At 74.7% G+C, this 799-nt stretch carries 1 protein-coding gene; it reads left to right on the top strand.

Features of this window, described 5'->3' with window-relative positions:
• The coding region (locus tag FV228_RS31300) for a glycosyltransferase (RefSeq protein ID WP_147857926.1) at window positions 1-799 on the top strand (799 nt) is incomplete at both ends.

Genomic DNA, 799 nt, shown 5'->3' with positions numbered 1-799 from the left:
ACGCCGGACCGGCCGCCGCCCGCAACGCGGCGCTGGCGGTCGCGACCGCGCGGCTGCTCTGCGTCCTCGATGCCGACGACACTTTCCTCGACGGGCGCCTGGGCCGCCTGCTGTCGGCCCCCCGCAGCTGGGACTTGATCGCCGACGACATCATCCTGGTCCGGGGGAGCGCGGCGGCCGCGGCCGGGAGCCTCGTGACCGGGCCCGGCCAGCCGAAAGCGCTGTCGCTCGCGGGGTTCGTCTCCGGCAACATCGGACGCGCGGGCGAGCACCGGCGGGAACTCGGGTTCCTCAAGCCGATCATGCGCCGGTCGTTCCTGCAGCGCCACGGCCTGCGCTACGACGCGCGACTGCGCCTCGGGGAGGATTACGCCCTCTACGTCGAGGCCCTGGCGGCGGGCGCCGTGTTCTCCGTCACCGCGCCGTGCGGCTACGTGGCGATCGAGCGCGCGGATTCGCTGAGTGCGCAGCACCGGACCGAGGATCTCGCGGCGATCATTGCGTTCGACGAGACGATGCTGGCCCGTCCGGACCTGATGCCGGACGCCCGCAAGGCCCTGCGGGCCCATCGCGACGCCACGATGCGGAAATGGCAGCACCGGCGCGTCCTCGACCGCCGGCGCTCGCACGGCTACGCGGCGGCCCTGCGCGAGCTGCTGCACGCCCCCCGGGCCTGGCGGCACATAGCGTCCCAGACCCTGGAGGCCAAGCTGGCTCGGCTGATCCCGAACCGGGCCGTGGCCGGGGATACGGCCCCGCGCCTGCTGTTCGGGCCGGGCGAGCGCCTGACGCCGGCGCC

The organism is Methylobacterium sp. WL18, from assembly GCF_008040015.1.
Classification (GTDB): domain Bacteria; phylum Pseudomonadota; class Alphaproteobacteria; order Rhizobiales; family Beijerinckiaceae; genus Methylobacterium; species Methylobacterium mesophilicum.
The sequence above is the reverse complement of the archived record's forward strand: the minus strand, read 5'-3'. Positions and strand labels throughout refer to the sequence as shown.